The sequence below is a fragment of the Bradyrhizobium sp. Leo114 genome (assembly GCF_055229415.2).
In genome coordinates this window covers 14,919-38,467 of sequence record NZ_JBUYEN020000058.1, presented here as the reverse complement: position 1 = coordinate 38,467, position 23,549 = coordinate 14,919, and the positions used below count along the sequence as shown (strand labels likewise).

Genomic DNA, 23,549 nt, shown 5'->3' with positions numbered 1-23,549 from the left:
TGCGCAGGCTCGCGCTCAACATCCTTCGGTCTTGTCCTGGTCCCACCTCCATACGTCGAAAAATCAAGCGCGCCGGCTGGGACGACAGCTTCCTCCTCACCTTGCTCGGCCATATGCGATAGCCCTGGTTCTTAAGGGGAGAGGGTTGGGGTGAGGGGCTCTCTCCGCGAGCACGGTGACAGAAGGACTCGCGGAGGCTCCCCTCACCCGAAATTCGAGCTGTGCTCGAATTTCGACCTCTCCCCGCAAGCGGGGCGAGGTGAACCCGGGCTCGCCGCCTCACAGCGTAATCTCCCGTTCGATCCCGATCGCCTGCAGGAATGCCCTGTCGTGGCTGACGACGACCAGCGCGCCATCGAAGTCGCGGAGCGCGCTTTCCAGTTCTTCGATCGCGGCGAGGTCGAGATGGTTGGTGGGTTCGTCCAACAGCAGCAATAGTGGCGGCTCCGGCCGTGCGAACACGCAAGCCATACCTGCGCGAAGGCGCTCGCCGCCGCTCAACGTATCCACGATCTGCAATGCGGCCCTGTTGCGGAAGGCAAATCGCGCCAGCGCGGCATGCGCTTCATTGGCTGACAATTCCGGGTTGAGCCGGCGCAGATTGTCCAAGATGCCGGTGCCGGCATCGAGCAGGCCGACATGCTGGTCGAGCATCGCGATCCGCTCGGTGCGACGATGGATCATGCCGGCGGTCGGCTGCGCCTCTCCGGTGATCAGGCGCAGCAATGTGCTCTTGCCCGTGCCATTGGCGCCGCCGATCGCAACGCGCTCGGGGCCGCGCAGTTCGAACGACAGCGGCCCGAACAGGCGGCGGTTGGCAAAGGCCATCGCCACGCCGTCGAAGGCGACGAGCTCGCGATTGGAGGGAAGGGCGGTCTTCGGCAGGTCGATCGACAGCGGCGTCACGATCTCCACCCGCGCGCGGGCTTCCTCGAATGCATCCGCGCGCTCGCCGATCAGGCGCTCGGCAAGATGGCCTTCGCGGGCGGCGCTGGCCTCCGCGCGTTCCATCTCGCGGTCCATGAACATCTTGTCCTCGATGCCCTTGGCGCGCCAGGCTCGGCCCGCCTTGTCGCGGCGCGACTTTCTTTCGCGCGCCTTCTGCGTCGCGCGCTCGGCGCTGCGCAGCGCGTCAGCTGCCCGCTCCAGTTCGGTTTCCGCACGCGAGCGCGCCGCGTCGCGCTGCTCGGCGAAATCAGGCCACGCGCCGCCGAAAATCGTGACGCCAACCGGCGTCAGTTCGACGATGCGGTCGACATGCTCGAGCAGCGTACGGTCGTGGCTTGCGACCACGATGCCGCCTTGCCATCGCCCGAGCAATTGCGCCACCGCCTCGCGGCCGTCGGCGTCGAGATTGTTGGTGGGCTCGTCCAGCAGCAGCACGTCAGGCGCCTGGATCAACAGGCGCGCCAGCGCGACGCGCGTTCGCTCGCCGCCGCTGAGCGATGCCACCGCGCGATCGAGCGATAGCGTGGGCAGGCCCGCTTCCGTCAGCGCGGTCTGTAGTCGTGGTTCCAGTGTCCAGTCAGCCGCGGCGGCATCCTCGAGTGTGCCGTCACCGCGCTCGAGCCGGTGCAGGCACGCGAGCTCGCTATCGACGCCGACGGCTTGCGCCACCGTCGCCCGTTCGTCGGCGATCTGCGCGAGCATGCCGATCGATCCGGCACGGTAAACCGATCCGGCTGCCGGTTCGATCTCGCCCGCGATCAGGCGCAGCAGTGTCGATTTGCCGCAGCCGTTGCGTCCGACGATGCCGGTGCGCTCGCGTCCAATCGCGAGCGTCAGCTCATCGAACAGGGAGCGGCCGTCAGGCGCGTGAAGCGAGATGGAATCCAGGACGACAAAGGCAGGCATGGAGAGCTTCCGAAATGGACAGGTTTCGCGGCGCGGTTAGCTTGGCGATATCCATTTCGCTCTCCACTCAGGTTTGTCGGTGAAGCCGGTGCCTGAGCACCGGCTATCTGCAACGGATCAGGCTTGCGGCCTGTTGTCCGGTGCCTGGACCGTCGTCGCGGCGACCGCGCGCGAACGGAAATACTCCAGCACGAAAAGCCGGATCGCCGACGACAGATTGCCCTGCTGGCGATTGCTGTCGATTTCGCCGACCAGCTCCGACAGCGTCATGTTCCGGAGGCCCGAGATTTCCTTCATGCCATTCCAGAACGCTTCTTCCAGGCTGACGCTGGTTTTGTGGCCTGCGACCACGATCGAACGTTTGACGACGGGCGATTTCATGATGCGTCTCCGCCGTCGATACGATGCTGATCCAACAGCTTCTCGTCGCGCGCTTTGCGAAGCTCGTCCGCTTTCCGTTCGGACTTGGTGCGACCAAATCGTGCGCGGTTGGTTTCGGCCTGCTTCGCAGCTTCTTTGCGCTGCTCTTGTTTTCTTGCTCGGTTCAAGTTGATCACGTCCCCCATGCTCGCCCCATCATCCAGCGATCCGAAGGCGCAAATGCCTGTTGGCGAAACAGGCCGCAGCCAAGTTGCGCGCAAGCACTGCACATGCCCATCCGAAATCCCTATATAGCGCCTAGTGATAAGCATCAAAAGGTCAGCTTCGCCCCACGAAAACCTATATTTCGCTGCTGTCCCATGCGTCAACGCAACGCCCGCTGCAACCGATCTTATTCTTTAGGCGTTATGATCCATAATTATATCACGCGCGGGGCTAGCGCTAATTCGTAGCGAGTCAGCGCAACGCATCACCGTTTTTTCCCGGGAAAATTATGCAATTTGCAGTTTCACTTAACCCGGATGTGTCATTTTGTCCGGCTGCACCAGGGAGTCGAATTCACGTTCCGATACATAGCCGAGCCGCAGCGCCTCTTCCTTGAGCGTCGTGCCGCGCGCATGTGCTGCTTTCGCGACTTTCGCGGCGTTGTCGTATCCGATCTTCGGCGCAAGCGCAGTGACGAGCATCAGCGATCGCTGCATCAACTCACCGATGCGTTTCTCGTCGGCACGTATCCCGACCACGCAATGCTCGGTGAAGGAGCGGACAACATCCGACAGGAGCTGAACGGAACTCATCATGCAATACGCCAACACCGGCTTGTAGACGTTCAGCTCGAAGTGTCCCTGGCTGCCCGCGATGGTGACGGCGGTTTCGTTCCCGAAGACGTACGTGCATACCATCGTCATCGCCTCGCATTGCGTCGGGTTCACCTTGCCCGGCATGATCGATGAGCCCGGCTCGTTCTCCGGCAGGATCAGTTCGCCGAGGCCTGAGCGCGGACCCGAGCCGAGAAAGCGGATGTCGTTGGCGATCTTGAACAGCCCGGTCGCCACCGAATTGATCGCGCCGTGCACCAGCACATAGGCGTCGTTGGAGGCCAGCGCCTCGAACTTGTTCGGCGCACTGATGAACGGCAGCTTCGTGATCTTGGCGACGTGCCTTGCGAACAGTCTCGCAAAGCGTGGCTTGGAGTTGAGGCCGGTGCCGACGGCGGTGCCGCCTTGCGCGAGCGGCAACAGATCCTTCGCCGCCGTGCGTAGCCGCGCGATGCCACTCTCGACCTGCGCGGCATAGCCGGAGAATTCCTGACCCAGCGTCAGCGGCGTCGCATCCTGGGTGTGGGTGCGGCCGATCTTGACGATCTTCGCGAACGCTTTCTCCTTGCGGCGCAGCTCGCGATGCAATTCGCCGAGCGCAGGAATCAGCCTCTCGAAAATTCCCTGCGCCGCCGCGATGTGCATCGCCGTCGGAAACGAGTCGTTCGACGACTGGCTCATGTTGACGCGGTCGTTGGGATGAACCGGTTTCTTCGCGCCGAGTTCAAAGCCGAGCAGTTCGTTGGCGCGGTTGGCGATCACCTCGTTGAGGTTCATGTTGGTCTGCGTGCCCGAGCCGGTCTGCCACACCACCAGCGGGAAATGATCGTCGAGCTTGCCTTCGATCACTTCTTTCGCGGCACGCGTGATCGCATTGGTGCGGCGCGCATCGATCAGGCCAAGCTCGCGGTTGGTGAGCGCTGCCGCCAGTTTCACGATGCCGAGCGCATGCACGATCTCGATCGGCATGCGGTCGCGGCCGATGCGGAAGTTCTGCCGGGAGCGTTCGGTCTGCGCGCCCCAATAGCGATCGGAGGCGACGTCGATCGGACCGAAACTGTCGGTCTCGACGCGGATGGTTTTGTTTTTTTGTGAAGAGGATGTTGATCGAGCCATTGCCAATGTCCGTTGCGCCGTGAAGCGGCGTAACGTTCATTCTACAGCGTCGATGATCGGTGCGTGTTTAGATTATTTCTTGCGGAAGCGGTCGAGCCGAACCACCTCGGCGCCTTCGCTCGGCTTGTCCGAGTCTTCCTTTTCTTGCGAAGCAGTCTCGGGCGGCGGTGGCGCAGGCGAAGCCGCAGGCAGCTTGGGCTCGGGCTTCTCGGGCGCGACGTCCTCCTCGGACGGTTCGAAATGCAGGCCGAACTTCACGGAGGGATCGAGGAAGCTCTTGATGGCGGCGAAGGGCACGACGAGCCGTTCCGGAATGCCGCCGAACGAAAGTCCGACCTCGAAACGATCGTCCGTCACCACGAGGTCCCAGAACTGGTGCTGCAGGATGATCGTCATCTCCTGCGGATATTGCGCGAGCAGCCGCGGCGATATCTTCACGCCGTCGGCGTTGGAGATGAAGGTGATGTAGAAATGATGCTCGCCGGGAAGTCCGTGCTCCGCGGCGTCCGCCAGCACGTGGCGTACCACCCCGCGCAGCGCGTCCCGCGCCAGCACGTCATATCGGATGTGATCGGTCGCCATGATGGTCCTGTCGCGTTCAAAAATGGCCGGCCGCATGCCGGTCGCCCGACTCGCCTTTAGCTCTATGGTATCCCGGCCACAAGCCAAGGTCAGCAGGCCTTCCGGATCGAATTTGCGGCACAAGCACCCGCTTGGGATGCACGCACTTTACCATGCGAATGTGAAGTGGAGGCTTCTGTTGCCAGGTGCCTCCGAACCCCGCCTAGCGGAGCTTAACCCGCTAGGGCTTTAAAGTGGTCTTTCAAACTGCGTTACGCAGCCTGAGCAACCGGAGCATAGTTGTCGTTGGCAACTATTGCATTGGCCCGATATCGGCGGAACCATACCGAGAAAAAACACGCCCTTTACGCCCTCGTCGATCCTATTTCGCCCCCGCCGGAACCCACGGCTTGCGTTCCGCATGGGCTCTGGTGGAGGCGCCGGGTACCGCCCCCGGGTCCGAATGGTTTATTTCGACGGTCGTTTATTTCCATAGCCGGCAAGCCGGCACCCCCAATATAGGCTGCAAAGCGACGGAAAAACAGACCCTTGGCGGCCCCATCCCGGCGTTTCGTGCATGGAACGGCTTCGGTTTATCGCCTTGGCCGGCAGGATGCGGCATTTTAGGCTCTTGTCATGTCCTCCGATTCTCCGCCGGCCGCCGCTCCCGTGGCGGACCTTCCTGCCTCGACCCCGCCCATCCAGCCCAGCCTGGGGGAACTGTTCGTGGCTTTTGCAAAAATGTCCCTGGCCGGGTTCGGCGGGGTTCTGGTCTGGGCGCGCCGGGGCATTGTCGAGCAGCACCGCTGGATGACCGCGGACGAGTTCAACGAGACCTTCGCGCTGTGCCATTTCCTGCCGGGGCCGAATATCGTCAATCTGTCGTTCGTGTTCGGCTCTCGCTTCCGGGGGCTTGCCGGCGGGATCGCGGCCTTTGCCGGGCTGGTCGGCCCGCCGATGCTGATCGCGATCGTGCTCGCGGCGCTCTACAAGAACTATGGCGAGATCGAAGCGCTGCGGCGGACGCTCGCCGGCGTAGCCTGCGTCGCCGTCGGCCTTCTGCTGTCCGTGATGCTCAAGATGACGATGCCACTGGTCAAGCGGCGCGATATCGCCGGCCTCGTGGTCCTCGTCGCGGTCTTCGTCGCCATCGGGGTGTTGCGGCTGCCGTTGGCAGAGGTGCTGCTGGTCGCCGTTCCCACAAGCCTGGCCGTGACACTGCTGATTCGCCAGCGGGGGCGGGCATGAACGAGCATACGAACCCGATTGCGACGCTGATCTGGACGTTCGGCCTGATGTCGCTGTTTGCCGTCGGCGGTGCCAATGCGGCCATCCCCGAAATGCACCGGATCGCCGTCGAGGTCCGGCACTGGATGACCGACAAGGAGTTCGCCGACGTCTTTGCGATCTCGCAATTGTCGCCGGGGCCGAACGTGCTGATCGTGACCCTGATCGGCTACTCCGTCGCCGGCATTGCCGGTGCGCTGGCGGCGACGCTTGCGATGTGCGGGCCGACCGCGCTGCTTGCCTATTATGTGAGCGGGCTGCTTACGCGCTCGCGCCATTCGCGCTGGCCGGCGATCATCCAGGCGGCACTGGTTCCGCTTTCGATCGGGCTGATGGCCGCGAGCGGGTTCATTTTGGCCCGGACCTCCGACCAAAGTTGGATTGCCGCTCTGACGACGGTGATAACGGCCATTGTTGCCTTTGCGACGCGGCTTAACCCTTTTTGGCTGCTACTGGCCGGGGGCGTCCTCGGTTTCGCTGGCGTTATCTGACGAAAATCGCTAGGCAAGGCCGGGGCAGGTCGCAAATCCAGCCGATAGAATAACAGGGCCCGCGGTGCGGGCACGGAGGAGACATGCATGGCCGAAACGATGGGCCAAACCGCATCAAGCACACGTAACACGAACGCCGCCATCGGCATTTTCGTGCTGGCATTGGCGCCGCAGCTTTTCGAGCTTGTGTGGTCGCTCGGCACGATCATCGGAGTGGGTACGGGCCGCGGGCCGGCGCAGGTGCTGCTCGCCCATGGCGGGGCGCTACTATCCGCCGCACCCAACGCGGTGTTCGGATCGATCGCCGTCGACGCCAAGAAGGGCTTTTCCTCGGATGTGCTGCTGGCGCTGATCTATTCCTATCCGTTGTTTGCGGTTGCGATCGTCACGCTGTTCGTCAAGATCCGCGCGCCGCAGGATTATATCGGCGGCATCGTGCTGATGGCGCTTGCGCTGCTGGCGCTATGGGCTTCAAGTGACCTCCAGGGCATGCGCGGCTTCTCCTTCGGCGCTGGCACCGCTCCGCGGATGTTCGGCGTGCTGTTGGTTGCGCTCGGCGCCGGCATTGCGGTGACGGGGCTGTTCAGCGAGGGACCGGGATTGGCGCATTATTCCTGGCGCGGACCGCTGTTCGTAATGGCCGCAATCCTCTTTTTCGCTCTCGCGATCCGTCCACTCGGTTTGGTGGTGTCGGCGTTTGCAAGCTTCATGATCGCGACAGTCGGCTCGCATGAGACGCGATGGATCGAGGCCATCATCGTCGGCGCCTGCCTGACGCTCGCTTGCGCACTCCTGTTCCCCTATGTGCTGGGGCTGCCGATGCCGATGTTCCCGCGTTTCCTGATCCAGTGAGGGCGTGATGGTCGATCTTTTTGCTAATCTCGCCCACGGTTTTGCCGTCGCCTTCTCGCCGATCAATCTCTTGATGTGCCTCATCGGCGCGCTTGTCGGCACGCTAGTCGGCGTGTTGCCGGGCATCGGCACCATCGCCACTGTGGCGATGCTGCTCCCGATCACGTTCGGCTTGCCGCCGGTCGGCGCGCTGATCATGCTCGCGGGCATCTATTACGGCGCCCAATATGGCGGCTCGACCACCTCGATCCTGGTCAATATCCCGGGCGAGGCGACCTCGGTCGTCACTGCCCTTGACGGCCACCAGATGGCAAAGCAGGGCCGCGCCGGCCCGGCGCTGGCGATCGCCGCGATCGGCTCGTTTTTCGCCGGCTGCGTCGCCACCGTCCTGATTGCCATCCTGGGAGCGCCGTTGACGAAACTCGCGCTGGCGTTCGGGCCGGCCGAATATTTCTCGCTGATGGTGCTCGGCCTGATCTTCGCGGTGGTGCTCGCAAAGGGCTCGGTGCTGAAGGCGATCGCGATGATCGTGTTCGGGCTGCTGCTGTCGATGGTCGGCTCCGACATCGAGACCGGCGCGTCCCGCATGGCCTTCAACATCCCCGAGCTCGCCGACGGCCTCGGCTTCGCCACCGTGGCGATGGGCGTGTTCGGCTTCGCGGAGATCATCCGCAACCTCGACCACGGCGCCGAGATGAGCCGCGATCTGGTGCAGCAGAAGATCACCGGCCTGATGCCGACGAGAAAGGACCTCATCGACTCCGCGCCAGCGATCGGACGCGGCACGGTGCTGGGATCGATCCTCGGCATCCTGCCGGGCGGCGGCGCCGTCATTGCCTCCTTCGCCGCCTATACGCTGGAGAAGAAGCTCGCCAAGAATCCGTCGCGGTTCGGCCGCGGCGCGATCGAGGGCGTGGCGGCGCCGGAGAGCGCCAACAATGCCGCGGCGCAGACCTCCTTCATCCCGCTGCTCACGCTCGGCATCCCGCCCAACGCGGTGATGGCGCTGATGGTCGGCGCGATGACCATCCACGGCATCGTGCCGGGACCGCAGGTGATGCAGAAACAGCCGGATCTGGTCTGGGGCATGATCGCCTCGATGTGGATCGGCAATCTGATGCTGGTCATCATCAACCTGCCGCTGGTCGGCATCTGGGTGCGGCTGTTGCGCGTGCCGTACCGGCTGATGTTCCCCTCGATCGTGATCTTCTGCGCGATCGGCATCTACTCCGTGAACAACGCCCCGGTCGACGTCATTCTGGCCGGCGTGTTCGGCCTGGTCGGCTATTGGCTGATCAAGCACGATTTCGAGCCGGCGCCGCTGCTGCTCGGAATGGTGCTCGGGCCGCTGATGGAGGAGAACCTGCGCCGGGCGCTCCTGATCTCGCGCGGCGACTGGAGCGTGTTCGTCAGCCGCCCGCTGTCGGCGGTGCTGCTGGCGATCGCCGCCGGCCTGCTGGTGCTGGCGGTGTTGCCGACCCTGCGCGCCAAGCGCGACGAGGTGTTCGTGGAGTCCGAGGGGTGACCTGAGACCCAGCCTGCGTCGGCGTGTCGCAGGCGGAAGTCGTATCGACTCCCAGAAGTTGGGTATGAAAAGAAATGCCGGCCGTTTGGCCGGCATTTTCGTTTAACGGACCTCAGGGGATCTTGATGAATTGGTATGGTCGCTCGCTTGCGGGTGCTTCTCTCGCGCTGGCAGCCTTGCTGTCGGCTGTTGTCGCGCCGGCGCGCGCGCAGGACTATCCGACGCGCAGCATCACCATGATCGTGCCGTTCGCGGCTGGCGGCCCGACCGACGTCATCGCGCGCATCGTCACCGGCCATATGGCGCAAACGCTCGGCCAGAGCATCATCATCGAGAACGTGGTTGGAGCTGGCGGCACCACGGCGAGCGCACGCGCGGCGCGCGCCGCCAATGACGGCTATACGCTGATCACGGGGCACATGGGGACGCACGCGGCCTCGGTGCCCCTCTATCCCAATCTGGCCTACCATCCGGAGAAGAGCTTCGAGCCGGTGGGGCTCCTGGCCGGCACGCCGATCCTGATCCTGGCGCGCAAGGACTTTCCGCCGAAGGACCTGAAGGAATTCGTGACTTACGTGAAGGCCAACGCCGAGAAGGTCAACGCGGCGCATGCCGGCGTCGGTTCGGTCTCCCACGTCTCCTGCCAGCTCCTGAATTCGGTCCTCGGCATCGAGCCGGTCGGCGTGCCCTTCAACGGCACGGGCCCGGCGATGAACGCGCTGGTGGCCGGGCAGGTCGACTATATGTGCGACCAGATCGTCAACGCCGTGCCACAGATCAATGCCGGCACCATCAAGGCCTATGCGATTGCGACCCCCGAGCGGAACCCGTCGCTGCCGAACGTCCCGACCACGGCCGAGGCCGGCCTCCCGGCCTTCCAGGCCCAGGCCTGGAACGCGATCTTCGCGCCCAAGGGCACGCCGGCGCCGATCATCGCCAAATTGAACGCGGCAGCCGTCAAGGCGCTGGACGACGAGACCGTCCGCAAGCGCCTGCTCGAGCTCGGCAGCGTCATCCCGCAGCCCGCCGACCGCTCGCCGGAGGCGCTGGGGACGCTGGTCAATAACGAGATCAAGAAGTGGACCCCGGTGCTCAAGCCAGCTGGCTAATCGCTAGCCCGGGTGGAGCGAAGCGCAACCCGGGACATCTCGCCGTCATTCCGGGGCGTCCGAAGGACGAGCCCGGAATCCATCGGGCGGCATGCGCCGGCGGCGAAATGGATTCTCTGATGTGCAATTGCACATCATAGCTCGCGCTCCGCGCGCCCCGGAATGACGGCGAGAAAAGCAAGTGGCGGAACGCGGGTTCCGCCCTTGTCGTTTAAGAATGGGCCATCATTTTTCGGGGTATAATCGCCAGGGAAGGCCGAATCGCCGTGTCGACGGCCGTTTGCGGCCGGTACATTCGCCGTTCCCGAAAGGCCCGAAGCTCACGCCATGAACCAGTATCACGACCTGCTCGAACGCATCCTCGCCGATGGCGCGGAGAAGCACGACCGTACCGGCACCGGGACGCTGTCGATCTTCGGCCACCAGATGCGCTTCAACCTGTCGGCCGGCTTCCCGATGCTGACGACCAAGCGGTTGCCGCTGAAGGCGATCGTGCATGAACTGCTCTGGTTCCTGGCTGGCGACACCAACATCAAATATCTGCGCGACAACGGCGTCACCATCTGGGATGAATGGGCCGACGCCAATGGCGATCTCGGCCCGGTCTACGGTTCGCAATGGCGCTCCTGGCCGGCGCCCGACGGCCGCAGCATCGACCAGATCGCGAACGTGATCGACATGATCAAGCGCAATCCGGATTCGCGCCGCCTGATCGTCAGCGCCTGGAATCCGGCCGACGTCGACAAGATGGCGCTGCCGCCCTGCCACTGCCTGTTCCAGTTCTATGTCGCAGGCGGCAAACTATCCTGCCAGCTCTACCAGCGCTCCGCCGATGTTTTCCTCGGCGTGCCCTTCAACATCGCGTCCTATGCGCTCCTCACCATGATGGTGGCGCAGGTGACGGGACTGAAGCTCGGCGATTTCGTGCACTCGCTCGGCGACACGCATCTCTATTCCAACCATATCGAGCAGGCGCGGCTGCAGCTCACGCGTCCGACCCGGCCGCTGCCGGTGATGAAGATCAATCCCGAGGTCAAGGACATCTTCGCCTTCCGCTACGAGGACTTCAAACTCGAGGGCTACGACCCGCACCCGCATATCAAAGCGGAAGTCGCGGTATGAGCGCTTAAGGATGTCGCTGACAATCCGCCGCGCGCGCGCCGATGAAGCCGGGCTCGTCCATTCGTTGGTTCGCGAGCTTGCCGAATACGAGAAGCTGCTGCACGAGATGAAGGCCAGTGAAGCCGATATCGCCGGCGCGCTGTTCGGCGATAATCCGCGGCTCATTTGCGATATCGCGGAGTGGGACGGCGAACCTGCGGGCTTTGTCGTCTGGTTCGTCAATTTCTCCACCTTCGCTGGAAGCCACGGTATTTATCTCGAGGATCTGTTCGTCCGCCCGGCGCTGCGCGGCAAGGGCATCGGCAAGGCGCTGCTCGTCCATCTTGCGAGGGAATGTGTCGCCAACGGCTGGGCGCGATTGCAGTGGGCCGTGCTCGACTGGAATACGCCCTCGATCGAATTCTACAAATCGCTCGGCGCCGTGATGATGGACGAATGGACGCTGTGCCGCGTCACCGGCCCGGCGCTGCAGGCGCTGGCGGACGGGGCGCGCTGATGGCGGCGCTGCCCAGAGGAACACTGCAGCGTTTGGCGCTGGCTAAGATTGAGGATGCCCGTCTCTTGTACGAGAATAGTCGCTTCTCGAACTCCTACTATCTTTATGGTTACGGCATCGAGCTTGGCCTGAAGGCCTGCATAGCGCGCCAGATGGTGGCCGAGACTGTACCGGATAAAGCGGTTTTGCGCGGCTTTCTCGATCATGAAATAACCAAACTAGTAGGTCTGGCAGGTCTTGCTGAGTTCCTCAAAACAGAACGTGAAAATCGTGAATTCGACGTTCGCTGGGCTATCGCGACCGAATGGTCGGTCGAGTCCCGATATGATATGATTGATGCGGTAACGGCGGCTGCCATGAGAGATGCTGTCGAGAATCCAGAATTCGGGGTCATGAAATGGCTGCAGCAGTTTTGGTAGACGCAGATATCGATATGGGCAGTGAACTCGTCCGAATTCTCGACGAAGCAAGATTTCCGGTGACTGGTGCTGCCTGGATATTCTTTCCTGACGTCGAGGAGTGGCGGCTCGTTATCCGTACCCCGAAGGCAGAGAAAAACTTGCAACAAGCTTTGCTTGAGATGGCCGTCGCTCTCGATGACCGAGGCGATTTGAGAAAGCGGCTCGACCTATCGAGAGTAAAGCTCGTTCCACCCCAGGACGAAATGCTTGCCGCAATGGGTAGTATTATCAAGGTAGACGGCATTTCGACGATTCGTTTCAGTCGAAATCTGATCAACGGTGTGCTTATAGACGATGCATTGGTGTATCGCCTCGCTGCATGATTGCCGCGGAATGAATTCAGTTCTTGAGATCGTGCTGATCGCAGCGGTTGCCGAGAACGGCGTGATCGGGCGCGACAATGCGATCCCGTGGCGCTTGAAGAGCGACCAGCAGCGCTTCAAGGCCATCACCATGAACAGGCCGGTGGTGATGGGGCGCAAGACCTTCGAGTCCCTGCGCAGGCCGCTCCCCGGTCGGACCAACATCGTGGTGACGCGCGACGTGGACTATCGCGCTCCCGGCGCGATCGTCACCCAGTCGTTCGAGAACGCCCGTGCGATCGCGCTCGGCGATGCGCTGCGGCGTTTCGCCACCGAGATCGCCGTCATCGGCGGCGCCGAGATCTACGCGCAATGGATCGATAGCGCCGACCGGCTCGAAATTACCGAAGTGCATGCGCGGCCGGAAGGTGATACGTATTTCGCCACAATTGACACGGCGAAATGGGAAGAAGTGGCGCGGGTGCGAAATCCGGCCGGGCCGCATGACAGCGTCGATTTTTCCTATGTGACATATCGCCGGCGGATCAAGCGTTAACCCCGCTAGCCAATGTTTGCATTGACAATTATGTCCGCAGGCATAGCTCGTTCAGCTTGGAAGCTTGCGTTGTAAGGGGCCATCCGGTCCCCTATAAAGCCGGGCGACTGACGAGGCCGGGCGTCCATCATCCATCCCGGGCTTGCCGAGGAGAAGCGTTAATGCCGTGGAAGAATCAAGGCGGGGGGCCGTGGGGCTCGGGTCCGAAGGGACCATGGGGCACCGGACCGCAATCGCCCGGACCGCGCCCGCCGGATCTTGAGGACCTCCTGCGCCGCGGCCAGGACCGCCTGCAGCAGCTCTTGCCCGGCGGTCATTTCAGCAGCATGGGGATCGCGCTTGTCGTCGTCGGCGCGCTCGCGATCTGGGGCCTGTCCGGCTTCTTCCGGGTGCAGTCGGAAGAGCTCGGCGTCGTCCTGCGCTTCGGCAAGCATGTGCGCACGGTGCAGCCGGGCCTGAACTATCATTTGCCTTATCCGATTGAGACAGTGCTGCTGCCGAAGGCGCTGCGCGTCTCCACCATTTCGATCGGCATGACCCTGATCGACGACCCGGCGCGGCGCGGCCGCACCATGCGCGACGTTCCGGAAGAGAGCCTGATGCTGACCGGCGACGAGAACATCGTCGACGTCGATTTCACCGTGCTGTGGCGGATCAAGCCCGACGGCGTCGGCGACTTCCTGTTCAACATCCAGAATCCCGAGGGCACCGTGAAGGCGGTGGCGGAGAGCGCCATGCGCGAGGTGATCGGCCGGTCGCAGATCCAGCCGATCCTCACCGGCGCGCGCACCACCACCGAGCAGAACGTGCAGGAACTGATGCAGAAGACGCTCGATACCTACGGCGCCGGCGTCATGATCACCCAGGTGCAAATGCAGAAGGTCGATCCGCCGCAGCAGGTGATCGACTCGTTCCGCGACGTGCAGGCCGCGCGGGCCGACCTCGAGCGGTTGCAGAACGAGGCACAGACCTATGCCAACCGTGTGATCCCGGAGGCGCGCGGCCGCGCCGCCCAGATCGTGCAGGCGGCCGAAGGCTACAAGGAGCAGGCGGTGGCGGAGGCCAAGGGCCAGAGTGCGCGCTTCCTGAAGGTCTATGACGAGTACAAGAAGGCCCCCGACGTGACGCGGCAACGCATTTATCTGGAGACCATGGAACGCATCCTCGGTGGCTCCGAGAAACTGGTCTATGACGGCGGCGCGTCGGGCCAGAACAGCATCGTGCCTTATTTGCCGCTGAGCGAGCTGACGCCGCGGCGTCCGTCCGCCACCACTGGTCAGCAGCAGGGCGGAGGCACGCGATGAGGTCCCCCGTCACCGGCATTGCCGCGCTGATCATTCTGCTGGTGCTGGTCATCATCGGCTACAGCTCGGTCTTCACCGTGCAGCAGACCGAGCAGGTCCTGGTGGTCCGGCTCGGCGAGCCCGTCCGCGTCGTCACCGAGCCCGGCCTCAACTTCAAGGCGCCGTTTATCGATTCCGTGATCTCGATCGACAAGCGCATCCTCGACCTGGAAAACCCGTCGCAGGAAGTGATCGCCTCCGACCAGAAGCGACTGGTGGTTGACGCCTTCGCTCGCTACCGCATCAAGAACGCGCTGCGCTTCTATCAGAGCGTCGGCACGATCCAGGCGGCCAACGTGCAGTTGACGACGCTGCTCAACGCGGCGCTGCGCCGCGTGCTCGGCGAGGTCACCTTCATCAACGTCGTCCGCGACGAGCGCGAGAGGTTGATGGCGCGGATCCGCGACCAGCTCGACCACGAGGCCGACGGCTACGGCATCCAGGTCGTCGACGTCCGCATCCGCCGCGCCGACCTCCCGGAGCAGAACAGCCAGGCGGTCTACCAGCGGATGCAGACCGAGCGTCAGCGCGAGGCCGCCGAATTCCGCGCCCAAGGCGGTCAGAAGGCGCAGGAGATCCGCTCCAAGGCGGATCGTGAGGCAACCGTCATCGTCGCAGAGGCCAATTCGTCCGCCGAGCAGGTGCGCGGCGAGGGCGACGCCGAGCGTAACCGGCTGTTCGCCGAGGCCTATGGCAAGGACGCGGATTTCTTCAGCTTCTACCGCTCGATGACTGCCTATGAGAACGGTCTGCGCGCCAACGACACCCGTTTCCTGTTGCGCCCGGACTCCGATTTCTTCAAATATTTCGGCAGCGCGGCCGGCCGTCCGCCGTCCGTCGGTCCGTCGGCAGCGGCCGCCGCGCCGAAGCAGCAGTAACCGCATCACGAGGGCGAAGCATCCGCTTCGCCCTTTAGCCAAGAAGAAACGCCCGGACGAGAGGTCGCCATCCGATGAGGTCCATAGCGTTCGCCGACTTCCTCATCGGTGTGGGAATTCTGTTCGTGCTCGAGGGCCTGATGTTCGCGGCAAGCCCGAGCTGGATGCGGCGCGCGATGAAAAGCGCGCTGGCAACCCCGGACAATGTCTTGCGCGTGGTCGGGATCGGATCGGCAGTGGCTGGCTTGATCCTGATCTGGCTGGTGCGGCGGTAGCGGTCGCTGCGAACGCAGGCATCGTCATGCCCGGGCTTGTCCCGGGCATCCACGTTCTTGGCCGCCACAAAGAAAGCGCGTGGATGGCCGGGACAAGCCCGGGCATGACGAAAAAAATTGGCTGCCCGGAACTTGTCGGTCCAACGCGATCGTGAGCCGCAAGGCGCCGGTTTTTCGCCGAAATGGTTGTCTCAAATGCTTGCGCGGCCACCCCGTTCGGGCGCACTGTGGCCCTATATCATACTTCCTGGAGAGAAGCTGACATGACCGGTGCCAGACCCGCCTTGAGCCGTCGCCTGCGCCTGATGGGAGCCGCGATCGCCATTGGCGCCGCCGGCATGCTTGCCTCGGTGCCGGCGGCCTTCGCGCGAGGACCCGACGGCATCGCCGACGTTGCCGAAAAGGTGATCGATGCGGTCGTGAACATCTCGACGTCGCAGACAGTGGAGGCCAAGGGCGGCGGCGCCATGCCGCAACTGCCGCCGGGCTCGCCCTTCGAGGAGTTCTTCGACGACTTCTTCAAGAACCGCCGTGGCCCCGGTGGCGGCAAGGGCGGGGACAAGAACGGCGAGTTTCAGCCGCGCAAGACCAACTCGCTCGGCTCCGGCTTCATCGTCGACACCGCAGGCATCGTGGTGACCAACAACCACGTGATTGCCGATGCCGACGAGATCAACATCATCATGAACGACGGCACCAAGGTGAAGGCGGAGCTGGTCGGCGTCGACAAGAAGACGGATCTTGCCGTCCTGAAGTTCAAGCCGCCGAAGCCGCTGACCGCGGTGAAGTTCGGCGATTCCGACAAGCTCAGGCTCGGCGAATGGGTGATCGCGATCGGTAACCCCTTCAGCCTCGGCGGCTCGGTGACCGCCGGCATCGTGTCGGCGCGCAATCGCGACATCAGCCAGGGTCCCTATGATAGCTACATCCAGACCGACGCCGCCATCAACCGCGGCAATTCGGGCGGACCGCTGTTCAACCTCGAAGGCGAAGTGGTCGGCGTCAACACGCTGATCATCTCACCGACCGGCGGCTCGATCGGCCTCGGCTTTGCCGTGCCGTCGAAGACGGTCGCTGCCGTCGTGGATCAACTGCAGAAATTTGGCGAGCTGCGCCGCGGCTGGCTCGGCGTGCGAATCCAGCAGGTCACCGACGAGATCGCCGACAGCCTCAACATCAAGCCGGCGCGTGGTGCGCTGGTTGCCGGCGTCGACGACAAGGGGCCGGCGAAACCCGCGGGCATCGAGCCTGGCGACGTCGTGGTCAAGTTCGACGGTAAGGACGTCAAGGATCCCAAGGATCTCTCGCGCGTCGTCGCCGACACCGCCGTCGGCAAGGAAGTCGACGTTGTCGTCATCCGCAAGGGCAATGAGGAGACCAAGCGGGTCACGCTCGGCCGGCTCGAGGACACCGACAAGGTGCAGCAGGCCAACGCCAAGACCAAGGATGAGCCGGCGGAGAAGCCGGTGACGCAGAAGGCGCTCGGGCTCGATCTTGCGGCGCTGAACAAGGATCTCCGCACCAAGTACAAGATCAAGGACAGCGTGAAGGGCGTGATCATCACCGGCGTCGATGGCTCCTCCGATGCCGCCGAAAAGCGCCTGTCCGCCGGCGACGTCATCGTCGAGGTCGCGCAGGAAGCGGTCGCTAACGCCGCCGACATCAAGAAGCGCGTCGACCAGTTGAAGAAGGACGGCAAGAAGTCGGTCCTCCTGCTCGTCTCCAACGGCGACGGCGAACTGCGCTTCGTGGCGCTGAGCGTGCAGTAGGAGTTGTCATTGCCGGGCTTGACCCGGCAATCCATCGCCTTCTTTCAAGTGGATGGATGCCCGGGTCAAGCCCGGGCATGACGGTCGAGGAGCCTACCCCTCCACGAACTCATCCCGCCGATAGCCCTGTGCGTAGAGCAGCGCCGTGAGGTCGCCATAGTCGATCCGCGCCGCCGCGGCGGCTGCGACCGCGGGCTTGGCGTGGTAGGCGACGCCGAGGCCGGCGGCCTCGATCATGCCGAGGTCGTTGGCGCCGTCGCCGACGACCAGCGTGTCGATGGCATCGAGGTCGAAGGCCTCGCGCAGCTCGATCAGCGTGGCGAGCTTGGCGGCGCGGCCGACGATCGGCTCCTTCACTTCGCCCACGAGCTTGCCGCCTTGCGCGATCAGCTCGTTGGCACGGTTCTCCTGGAAGCCGATCTTGGCGGCGATGGCGCTCGTGAACAGCGTGAAGCCGCCCGAGATCAGGCAGGTCCAGGCGCCATTGGCGCGCATGGTCATCACCAGTTCGCGGCCGCCCGGCGTCGGCGTGATGCGCTTCTCCAGGACCTCGTCGACCACGCTGACCGGCAGGTCCTTCAATAGCGCGACGCGCTCGCGCAGCGCCGGCTCGAAGGCGATCTCGCCGCGCATCGCGCGTTCGGTGATTTTTGAGACGTGCTCCTTCATCCCGGCGAAATCGGCGAGCTCGTCGACGCATTCCTGGCCGATCATGGTGGAATCCATGTCGGCGAGAAAAAGTTTCTTGCGCCTGAAGGCGCGAGGCTGCACCACAATATCGATCGGCAGGTCGCCGCGCGCCTCTTGCAGGCGGGCTTCGATCGCCTTGATATCCTCGCTGCCATCAAAGGGGATGTCGATGGCGACTTCGTCGAACAGCCACTCTGCCGCGCCGGGCGACGGCAGGACGGCCAGCGCGCCGTCGACAATGGTGGAGTCGAGCGCCGGATTGGCGGGATTGCAGATGAGGGTGGCGACAAGCGACATGGCGGCGGCTTCGAAAGCTGGGACAAGAGCGGTGCTTATCGCAGGGCCGACCGCCAGCGGCAAGTCGGCGCTGGCGCTCGATCTCGCGCAAAAAGCCGGCGGCGTCGTGATCAACACCGACTCAATGCAGGTCTATCGCGACCTCCGCATCATCACGGCGCGGCCGACGGTCGAGGAGGAGGCGCTGGTCGCGCACCGGCTCTACGGCCATGTCGACGCAGCTACGAATTTCTCCGCCGGCGCCTGGGTCGCGGATGCCGCGAAGGTGCTTTCCGAGGTGCGCGCCGAGAACCGGCTGCCGATCTTCATCGGCGGATCGGGCCTGTATTTCAAGGCGCTCACCCGCGGGCTGTCGGCGGTGCCGCCGATCGCTGCCGAGGTGCGCGAGGTTGTGCGCGAGCGGCTTGAGCGTGACGGCGTCGAGGCGCTGCATGCGGAACTTTCCCGGCGCGATCCCGCCTATGCCGAGCGCCTGAAGCCGCGGGACCGCACCCGCATCGCCCGCGCGCTCGAAGTCGTAGAGGCGACCGGCCGCTCGCTGACCGATTGGCATCGCGACGGCCTGCCGCCGCTATTGCCGCCGGGCGAGTTCTCCGCGCTGTTCCTCGCGCCCGAGCGCGACAAGCTCTATGCCCGGATCGATGCCCGGTTCGAGGCGATGCTGAACGCTGGCGCGCTGGACGAGGTCGCAAAGCTCGCGGCGCGCGATCTTGATCCCTTGCTGCCGGCGATGAAGGCCCACGGCGTGCCGGCCGTGATCCGGCACCTCAAGGGCGAGATCAGCCGCGAGGAGGCATTCGAGATCGGCCGCGCCGACACCCGCCATTACGCCAAGCGCCAATTCACCTGGTTCCGCCACCAATTGCCGGAATTCGAATGGGTGGCGCCGGAAGCGGCGAGGGGATGGGTGGACAACGTCGTTCCGGGGCGCGACTGAAAGGAGCGAACCCGGAACCTCGAGATTCCGGGTTCGCGCTGCGCGCACCGCATTGTGGGGCCAATCTCGCATGGCTGGGAACAACAATTTCACACTCGCCGAACGCCAGGAACCCCGCTACATTACGAAAAGTCGCGCTGAACGCGTCCCTGCCTTGACATTCGGGCATTGGTCGGTATGGTCGCGCAACCTTTGGGAAGCCTGAGCCGGTCCATGCGTAACATTATTACCAAACTCATCGTCGTCGTACCCAGGCACACCGCCGGGGATGGCTAGCGGCCATCTGACAGACAGGCGGTGTGCATGGGGCCTCTCGGGCCCTTTTTTATTTCCCAAATCAAAGACCTAACGCCGCGCAAGAAACCGCGCATCCGGAGCCAGCCATGAAAGACAAGAGCCACGATCCGAACCAGATGACGGGAGCCGCGATGATCGTCCGCGCGCTGATCGATCATGGCGTGCAGCACCTTTTCGGCTATCCCGGCGGCGCGGTGCTGCCGATCTATGACGAGATCTTCCAGCAGAGCGAGGTCGAGCACATCCTGGTGCGGCACGAGCAGGGCGCCGGCCACGCGGCCGAGGGCTATGCGCGCTCGACCGGCAAGCCCGGCGTCGTGCTGGTGACCTCCGGCCCCGGCGCCACCAATATGGTGACGGCGCTCACCGACGCGCTGATGGATTCGATTCCACTGGTCTGCATCACCGGCCAGGTGCCGACCCATCTGATCGGCAACGACGCGTTCCAGGAATGCGACACGGTCGGCATCACGCGCCCCTGCACCAAGCACAATTGGCTGGTGCGCAACGTCAACGACCTCGCAAAGGTCCTGCATGAGGCGTTCTACGTGGCGACCTCCGGCCGTCCGGGCCCGGTCGTGGTCGACGTGCCGAAGGACGTGCAGTTCGCGGTCGGCACCTATCATCCGCCGCGCAAGTCCGACGTTCACATCTCCTACGCGCCGCGTGTCAAAGGCGATGAGGCCCAGATCCGGAAAGCCGTGGCACTGCTCGCGTCCGCCAGGCGGCCGGTGATCTATTCGGGCGGCGGCGTCATCAATTCCGGCCCTGAGGCCTCCAAGCTGCTGCGCGATCTCGTCGAGTTCACCGGCTTCCCGATCACGTCAACCTTGATGGGCCTCGGCGCCTATCCGGCATCGGGCAAGAACTGGCTCGGCATGCTCGGCATGCACGGCACCTACGAAGCCAACATGACCATGCATGATTGCGACGTCATGCTGTGCGTCGGCGCGCGCTTCGACGACCGCATCACCGGCCGCATCGATGCGTTCTCGCCGGGCTCGAAGAAGATCCACATCGACATCGACCCGTCCTCGATCAACAAGAACATCCGTGTCGACGTGCCGATCATCGGCGATTGCGGCAACGTGCTGGGCGACCTGCTGCAGGTGTTCAAGGCGGAAGCGAAGCGGCCGGACATCAAGGCGTGGTGGCAGCAGATCGCGCAATGGCGCGCGCGCAACTCGCTGTCCTACCGCAAGAACAACGACATCATCCTGCCGCAATATGCGATCCAGCGCCTGTTCGAGCTGACGCGCGGCAAGGACACCTACATCACGACCGAAGTCGGCCAGCACCAGATGTGGGCGGCGCAATTCTACGGCTTCGAGGAGCCGCACCGCTGGATGACCTCCGGCGGTCTTGGCACCATGGGCTATGGCCTGCCGGCCGCGGTCGGCGTGCAGGTGGCGCATCCCGACAGTCTCGTCGTCGATATCGCAGGCGACGCCTCGGTGCAGATGACGATCCAGGAGATGTCGACGGCGGTCCAGTACGAGCTGCCGATCAAGATCTTCATCCTGAACAACCAGTACATGGGCATGGTGCGGCAGTGGCAGCAGCTTCTGCACGGCAACCGCCTGTCGCATTCCTATACCGAGGCGCTGCCTGACTTCGTCAAGCTCGCGGAGGCCTATGGCGGCGTCGGCCTGCAGGTGATCAAGCCGGCCGATCTCGACGGCGCGATCAAGGAGATGATCGCGATCAAGCGTCCGGTGCTGTTCGACTGCCGCGTCGCCGCGCTCGAGAATTGCTTCCCGATGATCCCCTCCGGCAAGGCGCACAACGAGATGTTGTTGCCGGAGGAGGCGACCGACGAGGCAACCGCGACCGCCTTCGCCGGCGGCAAGGCGCTGGTGTGAGATGGACTGATGTTCGACCTTGAACAGCTCGAGCGCGCGCAGGCGGTTGTCGGCATGGTGGTGCCGCCGACGCCGGTGTATGCCTGGCCGCTGCTAGCTGAGCGGCTGGGTGCGAATGTCCTGGTCAAGCATGAGAACCACACGCCGACCGGCGCCTTCAAGGTGCGCGGCGGGCTCGTCTATCTCGATCGGCTGAAGCGCGAGCAGCCCGATACGCGAGGGATCATCTCGGCGACGCGCGGCAATCACGGCCAGAGTCTCGCCTTCGCCGCGCGTCGTAATAATGTCCCTGCGACGATCTACGTGCCGCATGGCAATTCGGTCGAGAAGAAACGCGCCATGCGCGCCTTCGGCGCCGAGCTGGTCGAACACGGCGAGGATTTTCAGGCGGCGCGGGAGGAGGCGGTGCGGCGCGCCGAGAGCGCGGGCCTGCACATGGTGCCGGCGTTCCATTCCGACCTGGTGCTGGGCGTTGCGACCTATGCGTTGGAGCTGTTCAAGGCCGCACCGGACCTCGACCTGCTCTATGTGCCGATCGGGCAGGGCTCCGGCATCTGCGGCTGCATCCGTGTCCGCGATCTCCTCGGCCTGAAGACCGAGATCGTCGGCGTGCAGTCGACGGAGGCGCCGTCCTATGCGCTGTCGTTCGCCGCCGGCGCGCTCGTCACCACCGAGACCGCCAACACCCGCGCCGACGGTATGGCGACCCGGATTCCCGAGGCCGATGCGCTCGCGATGATCCGCAAGGGTGCCTCCCGCATCGTGCAGGTTAGCGACGACGAGGTCGGCGCCGCCATCCGGTGTTACTGGACCGATACGCACAACCTCGCCGAAGGCGCCGGCGCCGCGCCGCTCGCAGCGGCGCTGCAGGAGCGGGACAGGCTGCAAGGCAAGCGCGTCGGCCTGGTCCTGAGCGGCGGCAATATCGATTTCGATCTGTTCCGCCAGTGGGTCGGGACGGACGCCGCCATCGCCGAGCGGGCGATGGCGTGACAGAGCAATCCTTGAGGGGACGACCATGAACCAGCCCGCATCCGCCTACTTCCTCGAAGAGCGCCACGATCCGAACGAGTCGCACACGCTCTCGGTGCTCGTGCAGAACGAGCCGGGCGTGCTCGCGCGCGTCATCGGGCTGTTCTCCGGCCGCGGCTACAACATCGAAAGCCTCACCGTCTCCGAGACCGAGAGCCAGAAACATCTTTCGCGCATCACCATCGTGACCACGGGCACGCCGATGGTGATCGAGCAGATCAAGCATCAGCTCGACCGCATGATCCCGGTCTACCGCGTCGTCGACATGACGCTGTCGGGACGCTCGATCGAGCGCGAGCTCGCAATGGTGAAGGTGCGCGGTACCGGCGACCACCGCGTCGAGGCGCTGCGGCTCGCGGATGCGTTCCGGGCACGGGTCATTGATGCCACCACCGAGAGCTTTGTGTTCGAGATCACGGGCAATACCGCCAAGATCAATCAGTTCATCGACCTGATGCGCCCGCTCGGCCTGGTCGAGGTGTCACGCACGGGCGTCGCCGCGATCGGACGCGGGCCGGAAGGGATGTGAACCATGTTGGCGCGCGACTGGTACTACACGCAAAGACGTAGAGTCGGCATCGATACCGCGGTCGCCTCGATCTATGGCCGCGATGACGACAGCGACGTCCGCGCCCGCGAGACGCTCAACATGCTCGGCGTCAAGCCGGGCTGGCGCGTCGCCGATATCGGTTGCGGCAACGGTGTGCTCGCCTGCGAAGCGGCGCTGATGGGCGCCGACGTCGACGCGATCGACATCTCGCCGGCGATGCTGACGCTCGCCAATATCTATGCACGCGACCGCAGGGCGCGCATCCGCACCCAGCCGGCGGGACTTCTCAGCTTCGCCTATCAGCCGAATTCCTATGACCTGATCGTCAGCGAATTCACGCTGCATCATTTGCCGGATTTCTGGAAAGCGGTGGCGCTGTCGCGGATCTTCAACGCGCTGAAGCCGGGCTGCGAGTTCTATCTGCGCGACATCGTGTTCGTCAGCATGCCCGACGGCGTCGAGCGCGACGTCGAGGGCTGGGCCGATTTTTCCATCAAGAACCATGATTTCGAGCGCGAGGGCGTGGTGACGCACATGCGCGACGAATATTCGACCTTCGGTTGGGTCATGGAACGCATGCTGACGGAGGTCGGCTTCACCCTGGTCTCCGCCGACTACCACGCGCCGCTGCACGGCACCTATCTCCTGCGCAAGCCGAAGCCGGAACAGAAGAGCTAGAACCAAAGAG

25 protein-coding genes, 1 other RNA gene and 1 pseudogene are annotated in these 23,549 nt (G+C 64.0%); 20 read left to right on the top strand and 7 right to left on the bottom strand.

Going from position 1 to position 23,549, the window contains the following annotated elements; genetic code table 11:
• Positions 1-122: pseudogene (locus ACZIRK_RS39040) on the top strand (ISAs1 family transposase); the annotation flags it as partial.
• A 157-nt stretch (positions 123-279) separates the two neighbouring features.
• Here the strand turns inward: ACZIRK_RS39040 and ACZIRK_RS39035 are convergent.
• The 6 genes from ACZIRK_RS39035 to ssrA form a co-directional block, all read right to left on the bottom strand.
• Positions 280-1,854, bottom strand: coding sequence for an ABC-F family ATP-binding cassette domain-containing protein (locus ACZIRK_RS39035; protein ID WP_474419307.1), 1,575 nt, complete (start codon positions 1,852-1,854; stop codon positions 280-282).
• Positions 1,855-1,971: 117 nt separating this feature from the next.
• A complete protein-coding gene (locus tag ACZIRK_RS39030; RefSeq protein WP_035688975.1) occupies positions 1,972-2,235 on the bottom strand; it encodes a ribbon-helix-helix domain-containing protein in 264 nt (87 codons plus the stop codon).
• Positions 2,232-2,420: a DUF4169 family protein gene (locus ACZIRK_RS39025; RefSeq protein WP_028161785.1), complete on the bottom strand. Its 189-nt coding sequence runs from the start codon at positions 2,418-2,420 to the stop codon at positions 2,232-2,234. Before ACZIRK_RS39025 ends, ACZIRK_RS39030 begins: the two co-directional genes overlap by 4 nt.
• A gap of 327 nt (positions 2,421-2,747) precedes the next feature.
• Positions 2,748-4,169, bottom strand: coding sequence for a class II fumarate hydratase (gene fumC, locus ACZIRK_RS39020; RefSeq protein ID WP_474419306.1), 1,422 nt, complete (start codon positions 4,167-4,169; stop codon positions 2,748-2,750).
• 72 nt (positions 4,170-4,241) lie between these two features.
• Complete coding sequence (locus tag ACZIRK_RS39015; protein WP_474419311.1) at positions 4,242-4,751, bottom strand: SspB family protein; 510 nt, start codon at positions 4,749-4,751, stop codon at positions 4,242-4,244.
• A 164-nt stretch (positions 4,752-4,915) separates the two neighbouring features.
• Positions 4,916-5,278, bottom strand: a transfer-messenger RNA (tmRNA) gene (gene ssrA, locus ACZIRK_RS39010).
• 88 nt (positions 5,279-5,366) lie between these two features.
• Here ssrA and ACZIRK_RS39005 point away from each other — a divergent pair.
• The 14 genes from ACZIRK_RS39005 to ACZIRK_RS38940 all read left to right on the top strand — a co-directional run bounded on the left by ACZIRK_RS39005 (position 5,367) and on the right by ACZIRK_RS38940 (position 17,196).
• A complete protein-coding gene (locus ACZIRK_RS39005; RefSeq protein WP_028161788.1) occupies positions 5,367-5,978 on the top strand; it encodes a chromate transporter in 612 nt (203 codons plus the stop codon).
• Positions 5,975-6,508: a chromate transporter gene (locus ACZIRK_RS39000; protein WP_130227615.1), complete on the top strand. Its 534-nt coding sequence runs from the start codon at positions 5,975-5,977 to the stop codon at positions 6,506-6,508. The genes ACZIRK_RS39005 and ACZIRK_RS39000 overlap by 4 nt, the downstream gene beginning before the upstream one ends.
• Positions 6,509-6,595: 87 nt before the next feature.
• Entirely contained in the window at positions 6,596-7,360 is a 765-nt protein-coding gene (locus ACZIRK_RS38995; protein ID WP_474419305.1) for a tripartite tricarboxylate transporter TctB family protein, read from the top strand.
• A gap of 7 nt (positions 7,361-7,367) precedes the next feature.
• On the top strand, positions 7,368-8,885 hold the full coding sequence (locus tag ACZIRK_RS38990; protein WP_028161791.1) for a tripartite tricarboxylate transporter permease: 1,518 nt from the start codon (positions 7,368-7,370) through the stop codon (positions 8,883-8,885).
• A gap of 125 nt (positions 8,886-9,010) precedes the next feature.
• Positions 9,011-9,994 carry a tripartite tricarboxylate transporter substrate binding protein BugD gene (locus ACZIRK_RS38985; RefSeq protein ID WP_208828405.1) on the top strand — a complete coding sequence of 328 codons (984 nt, stop codon included), beginning with the start codon at positions 9,011-9,013 and terminating at the stop codon, positions 9,992-9,994.
• A 327-nt stretch (positions 9,995-10,321) separates the two neighbouring features.
• Positions 10,322-11,116 carry a thymidylate synthase gene (locus ACZIRK_RS38980; protein WP_456642478.1) on the top strand — a complete coding sequence of 265 codons (795 nt, stop codon included), beginning with the start codon at positions 10,322-10,324 and terminating at the stop codon, positions 11,114-11,116.
• Positions 11,117-11,126: 10 nt separating this feature from the next.
• The gene (locus tag ACZIRK_RS38975; RefSeq protein ID WP_474419304.1) at positions 11,127-11,612 is read left to right on the top strand and encodes an N-acetyltransferase family protein; all 486 of its coding nucleotides are present in this window, start codon (positions 11,127-11,129) and stop codon (positions 11,610-11,612) included.
• Positions 11,612-12,031, top strand: a complete 420-nt coding sequence (locus ACZIRK_RS38970; RefSeq protein WP_165435346.1) for a HEPN domain-containing protein — start codon at positions 11,612-11,614, stop codon at positions 12,029-12,031. The genes ACZIRK_RS38975 and ACZIRK_RS38970 overlap by 1 nt, the downstream gene beginning before the upstream one ends.
• On the top strand, positions 12,010-12,396 hold the full coding sequence (locus tag ACZIRK_RS38965; RefSeq protein WP_474419303.1) for a hypothetical protein: 387 nt from the start codon (positions 12,010-12,012) through the stop codon (positions 12,394-12,396). The genes ACZIRK_RS38970 and ACZIRK_RS38965 overlap by 22 nt, the downstream gene beginning before the upstream one ends.
• A 10-nt stretch (positions 12,397-12,406) precedes the next feature.
• Positions 12,407-12,931 carry a dihydrofolate reductase gene (locus ACZIRK_RS38960; RefSeq protein WP_130227622.1) on the top strand — a complete coding sequence of 175 codons (525 nt, stop codon included), beginning with the start codon at positions 12,407-12,409 and terminating at the stop codon, positions 12,929-12,931.
• A 161-nt stretch (positions 12,932-13,092) separates the two neighbouring features.
• Positions 13,093-14,235 (top strand): FtsH protease activity modulator HflK, encoded by a 1,143-nt coding sequence (gene hflK / locus ACZIRK_RS38955; protein ID WP_130227623.1) that lies wholly within the window; start codon positions 13,093-13,095, stop codon positions 14,233-14,235.
• Positions 14,232-15,152, top strand: a complete 921-nt coding sequence (gene hflC / locus ACZIRK_RS38950; RefSeq protein ID WP_130227624.1) for a protease modulator HflC — start codon at positions 14,232-14,234, stop codon at positions 15,150-15,152. Before hflK ends, hflC begins: the two co-directional genes overlap by 4 nt.
• A gap of 74 nt (positions 15,153-15,226) precedes the next feature.
• Positions 15,227-15,427: a DUF2065 domain-containing protein gene (locus ACZIRK_RS38945; RefSeq protein WP_130227625.1), complete on the top strand. Its 201-nt coding sequence runs from the start codon at positions 15,227-15,229 to the stop codon at positions 15,425-15,427.
• A 263-nt stretch (positions 15,428-15,690) separates the two neighbouring features.
• The gene (locus ACZIRK_RS38940; RefSeq protein WP_130227626.1) at positions 15,691-17,196 is read left to right on the top strand and encodes a Do family serine endopeptidase; all 1,506 of its coding nucleotides are present in this window, start codon (positions 15,691-15,693) and stop codon (positions 17,194-17,196) included.
• A gap of 93 nt (positions 17,197-17,289) precedes the next feature.
• Here ACZIRK_RS38940 and serB read toward each other — a convergent pair whose 3' ends face one another.
• Positions 17,290-18,183, bottom strand: a complete 894-nt coding sequence (gene serB / locus ACZIRK_RS38935) for a phosphoserine phosphatase SerB (protein WP_130227627.1) — start codon at positions 18,181-18,183, stop codon at positions 17,290-17,292.
• Between serB and miaA the strand changes: the two genes are divergently transcribed.
• The 5 genes from miaA to ACZIRK_RS38910 all read left to right on the top strand — a co-directional run bounded on the left by miaA (position 18,182) and on the right by ACZIRK_RS38910 (position 23,539).
• Positions 18,182-19,120, top strand: coding sequence for a tRNA (adenosine(37)-N6)-dimethylallyltransferase MiaA (gene miaA, locus ACZIRK_RS38930; protein ID WP_474419310.1), 939 nt, complete (start codon positions 18,182-18,184; stop codon positions 19,118-19,120). The genes serB and miaA overlap by 2 nt on opposite strands.
• Before the next feature lie 383 nt (positions 19,121-19,503).
• Positions 19,504-21,279: an acetolactate synthase 3 large subunit gene (locus ACZIRK_RS38925; protein ID WP_474419302.1), complete on the top strand. Its 1,776-nt coding sequence runs from the start codon at positions 19,504-19,506 to the stop codon at positions 21,277-21,279.
• Positions 21,280-21,288: 9 nt separating this feature from the next.
• Positions 21,289-22,272: a threonine dehydratase gene (locus ACZIRK_RS38920; protein WP_474419301.1), complete on the top strand. Its 984-nt coding sequence runs from the start codon at positions 21,289-21,291 to the stop codon at positions 22,270-22,272.
• A gap of 25 nt (positions 22,273-22,297) precedes the next feature.
• On the top strand, positions 22,298-22,840 hold the full coding sequence (gene ilvN, locus ACZIRK_RS38915) for an acetolactate synthase small subunit (RefSeq protein ID WP_028161804.1): 543 nt from the start codon (positions 22,298-22,300) through the stop codon (positions 22,838-22,840).
• 3 nt (positions 22,841-22,843) lie between these two features.
• Entirely contained in the window at positions 22,844-23,539 is a 696-nt protein-coding gene (locus tag ACZIRK_RS38910; RefSeq protein WP_474419300.1) for a class I SAM-dependent methyltransferase, read from the top strand.
• Positions 23,540-23,549: the final 10 nt, after the last annotated feature.

What these genes read in the sequence shown, in the direction of transcription:
- ACZIRK_RS39035 (WP_474419307.1), bottom strand. Translation starts at nt 1,854, where the DNA reads ATGCCTGCCTTTGTCGTCCTGGATTCCATCTCGCTTCACGCGCCTGAC.
- miaA (WP_474419310.1), top strand. Translation starts at nt 18,182, where the DNA reads ATGGCGGCGGCTTCGAAAGCTGGGACAAGAGCGGTGCTTATCGCAGGG.
- ACZIRK_RS38960 (WP_130227622.1), top strand. Translation starts at nt 12,407, where the DNA reads ATGAATTCAGTTCTTGAGATCGTGCTGATCGCAGCGGTTGCCGAGAAC.
- ACZIRK_RS38985 (WP_208828405.1), top strand. Translation starts at nt 9,011, where the DNA reads ATGAATTGGTATGGTCGCTCGCTTGCGGGTGCTTCTCTCGCGCTGGCA.
- ACZIRK_RS38920 (WP_474419301.1), top strand. Translation starts at nt 21,289, where the DNA reads ATGTTCGACCTTGAACAGCTCGAGCGCGCGCAGGCGGTTGTCGGCATG.
- ACZIRK_RS38995 (WP_474419305.1), top strand. Translation starts at nt 6,596, where the DNA reads ATGGCCGAAACGATGGGCCAAACCGCATCAAGCACACGTAACACGAAC.
- hflC (WP_130227624.1), top strand. Translation starts at nt 14,232, where the DNA reads ATGAGGTCCCCCGTCACCGGCATTGCCGCGCTGATCATTCTGCTGGTG.
- ACZIRK_RS39005 (WP_028161788.1), top strand. Translation starts at nt 5,367, where the DNA reads ATGTCCTCCGATTCTCCGCCGGCCGCCGCTCCCGTGGCGGACCTTCCT.
- ACZIRK_RS38965 (WP_474419303.1), top strand. Translation starts at nt 12,010, where the DNA reads ATGGCTGCAGCAGTTTTGGTAGACGCAGATATCGATATGGGCAGTGAA.
- ACZIRK_RS38975 (WP_474419304.1), top strand. Translation starts at nt 11,127, where the DNA reads ATGTCGCTGACAATCCGCCGCGCGCGCGCCGATGAAGCCGGGCTCGTC.
- ACZIRK_RS38980 (WP_456642478.1), top strand. Translation starts at nt 10,322, where the DNA reads ATGAACCAGTATCACGACCTGCTCGAACGCATCCTCGCCGATGGCGCG.
- ACZIRK_RS38990 (WP_028161791.1), top strand. Translation starts at nt 7,368, where the DNA reads ATGGTCGATCTTTTTGCTAATCTCGCCCACGGTTTTGCCGTCGCCTTC.
- ACZIRK_RS38910 (WP_474419300.1), top strand. Translation starts at nt 22,844, where the DNA reads ATGTTGGCGCGCGACTGGTACTACACGCAAAGACGTAGAGTCGGCATC.
- ACZIRK_RS38940 (WP_130227626.1), top strand. Translation starts at nt 15,691, where the DNA reads ATGACCGGTGCCAGACCCGCCTTGAGCCGTCGCCTGCGCCTGATGGGA.
- ilvN (WP_028161804.1), top strand. Translation starts at nt 22,298, where the DNA reads ATGAACCAGCCCGCATCCGCCTACTTCCTCGAAGAGCGCCACGATCCG.
- ACZIRK_RS39030 (WP_035688975.1), bottom strand. Translation starts at nt 2,235, where the DNA reads ATGAAATCGCCCGTCGTCAAACGTTCGATCGTGGTCGCAGGCCACAAA.
- ACZIRK_RS38925 (WP_474419302.1), top strand. Translation starts at nt 19,504, where the DNA reads ATGAAAGACAAGAGCCACGATCCGAACCAGATGACGGGAGCCGCGATG.
- ACZIRK_RS39025 (WP_028161785.1), bottom strand. Translation starts at nt 2,420, where the DNA reads ATGGGGGACGTGATCAACTTGAACCGAGCAAGAAAACAAGAGCAGCGC.
- hflK (WP_130227623.1), top strand. Translation starts at nt 13,093, where the DNA reads ATGCCGTGGAAGAATCAAGGCGGGGGGCCGTGGGGCTCGGGTCCGAAG.
- fumC (WP_474419306.1), bottom strand. Translation starts at nt 4,169, where the DNA reads ATGGCTCGATCAACATCCTCTTCACAAAAAAACAAAACCATCCGCGTC.
- ACZIRK_RS39000 (WP_130227615.1), top strand. Translation starts at nt 5,975, where the DNA reads ATGAACGAGCATACGAACCCGATTGCGACGCTGATCTGGACGTTCGGC.
- ACZIRK_RS39015 (WP_474419311.1), bottom strand. Translation starts at nt 4,751, where the DNA reads ATGGCGACCGATCACATCCGATATGACGTGCTGGCGCGGGACGCGCTG.
- ACZIRK_RS38945 (WP_130227625.1), top strand. Translation starts at nt 15,227, where the DNA reads ATGAGGTCCATAGCGTTCGCCGACTTCCTCATCGGTGTGGGAATTCTG.
- serB (WP_130227627.1), bottom strand. Translation starts at nt 18,183, where the DNA reads ATGTCGCTTGTCGCCACCCTCATCTGCAATCCCGCCAATCCGGCGCTC.
- ACZIRK_RS38970 (WP_165435346.1), top strand. Translation starts at nt 11,612, where the DNA reads ATGGCGGCGCTGCCCAGAGGAACACTGCAGCGTTTGGCGCTGGCTAAG.